Annotated in this window: 7 protein-coding genes; all 7 read left to right on the top strand. The window is 37.7% G+C overall.

Annotation, left to right across the window (positions count from 1 at the left end):
- Positions 1-224: 224 nt before the first annotated feature.
- The 7 genes from V7121_RS21900 to yabA all read left to right on the top strand — a co-directional run bounded on the left by V7121_RS21900 (position 225) and on the right by yabA (position 5,399).
- Positions 225-443, top strand: coding sequence for a sigma factor G inhibitor Gin (locus tag V7121_RS21900; protein WP_335501764.1), 219 nt, complete (start codon positions 225-227; stop codon positions 441-443).
- A 149-nt stretch (positions 444-592) separates the two neighbouring features.
- The gene (locus V7121_RS21895; RefSeq protein WP_335501762.1) at positions 593-2,032 is read left to right on the top strand and encodes an aminotransferase class I/II-fold pyridoxal phosphate-dependent enzyme; all 1,440 of its coding nucleotides are present in this window, start codon (positions 593-595) and stop codon (positions 2,030-2,032) included.
- Positions 2,033-2,060: 28 nt separating this feature from the next.
- Entirely contained in the window at positions 2,061-2,696 is a 636-nt protein-coding gene (gene tmk / locus V7121_RS21890) for a dTMP kinase (RefSeq protein ID WP_335501760.1), read from the top strand.
- 116 nt (positions 2,697-2,812) lie between these two features.
- Positions 2,813-3,142, top strand: a complete 330-nt coding sequence (locus V7121_RS21885; RefSeq protein WP_335501758.1) for a cyclic-di-AMP receptor — start codon at positions 2,813-2,815, stop codon at positions 3,140-3,142.
- Positions 3,143-3,186: 44 nt separating this feature from the next.
- Complete coding sequence (gene holB, locus V7121_RS21880) at positions 3,187-4,194, top strand: DNA polymerase III subunit delta' (protein WP_335501757.1); 1,008 nt, start codon at positions 3,187-3,189, stop codon at positions 4,192-4,194.
- Entirely contained in the window at positions 4,187-5,014 is an 828-nt protein-coding gene (locus V7121_RS21875) for a PSP1 domain-containing protein (RefSeq protein ID WP_335501755.1), read from the top strand. Before holB ends, V7121_RS21875 begins: the two co-directional genes overlap by 8 nt.
- Before the next feature lie 13 nt (positions 5,015-5,027).
- Complete coding sequence (gene yabA, locus V7121_RS21870; protein ID WP_335501752.1) at positions 5,028-5,399, top strand: DNA replication initiation control protein YabA; 372 nt, start codon at positions 5,028-5,030, stop codon at positions 5,397-5,399.
- Positions 5,400-5,472: the final 73 nt, after the last annotated feature.

Raw genomic sequence — 5,472 nt, 5'->3', positions numbered from 1 at the left:
AGGACGTTGCCAGGCACATGAAAGACAACCTGAAAAGGTTGTTTTTTTGTATTTTCCTAATAAGGATAATGACAATAGTAAAAAAGTACGAAGTATTTTCAAAGAAATTGCGAATAGACATACACCCAATTGCAATTTGTTACATAGGATATTAATTAAGACGGCGGGGAAATGATTATTCGAAAAATTGTATACAAATAAAAATTTCCGGGCAGAATGGATGTATGGAGGTGGAGGGATTGAGTTCATTTTTAGCACAGAAATATCATCACGAAATGTGCGTTATTTGTGAGCATTTAAAACCGAAGGGCATACATCTATATACTTCATTTATTTGTACCGATTGTGAAAATGATTTAATACAAACAGATACAAAGGATCCAAAATATAAATATTTTCTCAAACAGCTTAAAAAAATAACCACTCCAGAAATCTTCTCATAGTTTGTTTTAGAGAAGGTGGTGGTTTTCTGTATTGATGTCTAAATCCGTATCAATAAAAGTCCGATAAGGACTTTATTTTTTTGCAATCAAATAGGAAAGGACATCGTTTTTTGTTAGAATGAATGAGACTATTAGAAGGAAGTATGCGGATGAATAATCAATTGAAAACGCCATTATATGATGCTTTAATCGAACACGTTAACAAAAAACCGGTTTCTTTTCATGTCCCTGGTCATAAATATGGAGAAATCCTTCACCCTGAAGCACATCACTATTTTAATAAGGTTTTACAACTGGATGCTACAGAATTAACTGGGCTAGATGATTTACACTCGCCTGAAGGGGCTATCTTAGAAGCAGAAATACTATTAACTGAGCTTTATCAAACGAGAAAAAGTTACTTTCTTGTAAATGGGTCTACCGTTGGCAATCTTGCAATGATTATGGGAGCTTGCGAAGAGGGGACAAAGGTCCTCGTTCAAAGAAATTGCCATAAATCTATTTTAAATGGTCTAAGCTTAGCGAAAGCAAATCCCATTTTCCTAGAGCCTGAATATAACCAGGAGTGGAAGGTTCCATCTGGAATCCCTCTAGAAACAGTCCGCGAAGCAATCCAATTATATCCTGATGCCAAGGCACTCATTTTGACCTATCCGAACTACTATGGAATGGGATTTGAGTTACAAGAAATAATAAATGAAGCACATCGACACCAAATTTCTGTCTTGGTTGATGAAGCACACGGGCCGCATTTTATTCTTGAAAATCCCTTCCCGCTTTCAGCATTACAAATGGGAGCGGATCTTGTGGTTCAATCAGCTCATAAGACACTTCCAGCCATGACTATGGGCTCCTATTTACATATTAATAGTGATTTAATCAATCACAAGAAGATAGAGGAATATCTAGCGATATTTCAATCGAGTAGTCCATCCTATCCGATTATGGCATCCTTGGATTTGGCAAGAAGTTACTTAGGGACCTATAACCATCAAGATTTAACTCATCTATTAACTGAAATCCAATGTTTTAAGAGTGAGCTTGCAAAAGTTAATGGAATTAAATTACTAGACTATCCGAACAACAACGGGGATCCTCTAAAAATAACGATTCAAACCCAGTCACGATTAAATGGATTTGAACTTCAGCAGAGATTGGAAGAGGAAGGAATCTATACCGAATTAGCTGATCCCCATAATGTTCTTTTTATCCTGCCTTTACTTAAAGAAGGACAAGGCTTTCCGTTAGAGGAAGCCATCCTTAAAATAAAAAGGGCACTAGTGGATCTACCAGAAAGTAACTCTCAAGAGGTATTTAAGTTGAATAATGAGAAGCTCTCAACTTTAGCCATCCCATTTAAAGATATGAATAAGTTTGAAATAAGTGAAGTGACTATTTCGGAAGCAAGTGGAGAGGTATGTGCTGAATCAATTATTCCTTATCCGCCAGGGATTCCACTGCTGCTAAAGGGTGAAAGTATATCTAACGATAAACTCAGCCAGCTTTGTCAGCTGTTCGATAGTGGGGCAAGGTTCCAAGGAGGTTCCTCGTTAAAAGATGGACTGATCAAGATTTTTAAGACAACATAAGAGTTTATTCAGATTTGGAGGTTGAACGATGAATAACGGTATATTTATTACATTCGAGGGCCCGGATGGGGCGGGAAAGACCACGATAATTAAGATGGTGGCTGAGCAGTTAGGAGAAGCTCTGTTAACAAGGGAACCAGGTGGAATTGATATTGCTGAGCAGATACGGGCAGTAATATTAGACAAAGAAAATACAGCCATGGACCCAAGGACAGAAGCTTTACTCTATGCTGCAGCAAGAAGGCAGCATTTAATTGAAAAGGTAAAGCCTGCATTAGCTGAGGGGAAAATTGTCCTATGTGATCGGTTTGTTGATAGTTCTCTAGCTTATCAGGGCTATGCGCGTGGATTAGGAATTGATGAGGTTTTTACGATTAACCAATTTGCTATTGAAGATTTAATGCCGGAGTTAACTATCTACTTTGATATTGAATCAGAAAAAGGGCTAAAGAGAATCAACAAAAATAAAGGTAGAGAAATTAATCGCTTAGATTTAGAAGACTTGGAGTTCCATCAAAAAGTAAGAGAAGGATACCATCTGTTAATCAATCGTTTTCCTGATCGATTCAGAAGGATAGATGCATCCAAGCCAGTGGAAGATGTTTTTAATGAAGCATTAACGATTATCGAAGAAACATTAGCAAAAAGGAAGCCTTCCATGTAAGGCTTTTTTTAATAGAAAAGAAAATAGTCCCTGTCATTACGTATGTATGTAGAACGGTTACCTGTTATAATATAGGAAACAAACTAGTTTTAAGAAAAATGGAGAGGGTGGTTCGGATGAAACTGATTATGGCTGTTGTACAAGATCAAGATAGTAATCGTTTATCAAAAGCACTAGTAGATAATAATTTTAGGGCAACCAAATTAGCCAGTACAGGTGGATTTCTAAAATCAGGTAACACGACCTTTATGATTGGTACAGAGGATATCCGTGTGGACCGGGCCCTCCAAATTATTAAGGATAATTGCAGGTCGAGGGAGCAATTAGTTGCTCCAGTTTCACCGATGGGCGGTAATGCTGATTCGTACGTTCCATATCCGGTTGAAGTAGAGGTTGGCGGAGCGACCGTATTCGTCCTTCCAATCGAACAATACATGCATTTTTAAAAAAAATAGATCCGTTATTATAATAAAGTTAGTGAGTGATGAACTTGGGAAAGTCATGGGAGCAACTAGAAGAGCTTCAGCCAACTGTATTAAAGATGCTAAAGAACAGTTTAATGAAAAATCGTGTGGCCCATGCCTATCTTCTTGAGGGTATCAGAGGAACTGGTAAGAGAGAAATTGCGTTATTATTGACGAAGGCTCTATTTTGCGAGTCAATTATCAATCAATATAAACCATGTGAGGAATGCAACAATTGCCGGCGAATCAATCATGGCAACCACCCGGATGTGCATATTGTCGAGCCAGAGGGATTATCGATTAAGGTTGACCAAATAAGGAACCTTCAGGTAGAGTTTTCAAAAAAGGGCTTAGAGTCTTTGAAAAAAGTATATTTGTTGATCCATGCTGATAAAATGAGTGGCAGTGCCTCTAATAGTTTATTGAAATTTTTAGAGGAGCCGAATCCCGGAACAGTGGCCTTCCTATTAACCGAACAGCCGCAGAAGATTTTACCAACCATTCTTTCTAGGTGCCAAATACTAACATTCCACCCATTATCACCCCAGGTAATGATTAAACAGCTGGTGGAAAACGGCGTGGAACCGCAGAAAGCCCCATTACTTGCTCAGTTAACCAATAGTTTGGATGAAGCTCTAAAATTAAATGTCGATGAATGGTTTGCACAAGCCCAAAAAATAGTGGTAAAATTATATGAGGTGTTGAAAAAAAATCAACTAGAGGCAATGGTAACGCTTCAAGCTGAATGGTTCTCACACTTTAAAGAGAAAGAACAAATTCATCGTGGTTTAGACCTTTTACTTCTTATTTTTAAGGATTTACTATATATACAATTAGATAGGCAGGAGCAGATTGTTTTTCAAGGGGAACTTGAACGGCTTCATCAATTTGCACTGCAAACATCTGGACGGCGCATATCGGATCAAATGTCAGCTATCCTTGATGCAAAAAGGAAGCTGGAGAGGAATATGAATCCTCAGCTGATGATGGAACAGCTTGTGTTAAAATTGCAGGAGGGATCTTCATTTGTATGATGTTGTAGGAGTACGCTTTAAAAAAGCGGGGAAAATCTATTATTTTGATCCAGGGGACCTCTCCATTGAAAAGGATGACTTTGTGATTGTCGAAACTGTTCGTGGAGTTGAATATGGAAAGGCAGTTATCGCTCGTAAACAGGTTGAGGAGCATGATGTGGTCCTTCCACTTAAAAAAGTGGTTAGAATTGCTGATCCAAAGGATAAAATGATTGTTGAGGAAAATAAGCAAGCCGCTAAGGAAGCTTATGAAGTTTGTAATGAAAAAGTAAATGAACATCAGCTGGATATGAAATTAGTCGATGTTGAATATACATTTGATCGAAACAAAGTAATCTTTTATTTTACAGCTGATGGAAGAGTTGATTTCCGTGAGCTTGTGAAGGATTTAGCTGCAATTTTCCGTACGAGAATTGAATTGCGCCAGATTGGTGTTCGTGATGAAGCCAAAATGCTTGGCGGTATCGGTCCGTGTGGAAGAATGTTATGCTGTTCCACTTTCTTAGGAGATTTCGATCCGGTTTCGATCAAAATGGCAAAGGACCAAAACTTATCATTAAATCCTACAAAAATATCTGGCTTGTGTGGCCGGTTGATGTGCTGTTTAAAATATGAAAATGATGAATATGAATCTGCTAAAGCATTGCTGCCGGATTTAGGAGAAATCATTGAAACACCACAGGGAAAAGGAAAAGTAGTAGGATTAAATATATTAGAGCGGGTACTGCAGGTTGAACTTAAGGAACAGGAACGAGTTCTGGAGTATACCTTGGAGGAAATCAATAAAGAAGGTGCCTTTTCTATACAATCCACAGATTAATGAGGTGGAAGACGTGGATAAAAAAGAAATATTTGAATCAGTAAGTAATATGGAAACACAAATTGGCCATCTTTACCAACAGCTAGGAGAATTAAAGCAGCATTTAGCCGAAATACTAGAAGAGAATCATTATTTAAAGTTGGAAAATGAACATTTGAGACGCCGTTTAGATGTAACTACTGAAGAAGAAAAAAAGACAACTGAGAATAAAAAAGGGTCCTCAGCGCCCGAGACGCCTGGTGTAAAACCATTTGATATTGGTGAAGGATATGATAACCTTGCTCGTTTATATCAAGAAGGTTTTCATATTTGTAACCTTCATTTTGGAAGTTTGCGCAAGGAAGGCGATTGTTTATTCTGTCTTTCCTTTCTTAATAAGAAATAGTCTAAGCCTTCCTTCAAAAAGGGAGGCTATTTTTATAAGATAGAAAGTATAAGTTTTTTGAACTTAGTTTACT

Source organism: Neobacillus drentensis (genome assembly GCF_036962125.1).
Classification (GTDB): domain Bacteria; phylum Bacillota; class Bacilli; order Bacillales; family Cytobacillaceae; genus Neobacillus; species Neobacillus drentensis_B.
Note: the sequence above shows the minus strand (reverse complement) of the source record. Positions and strands in the feature narration are given on the sequence as shown.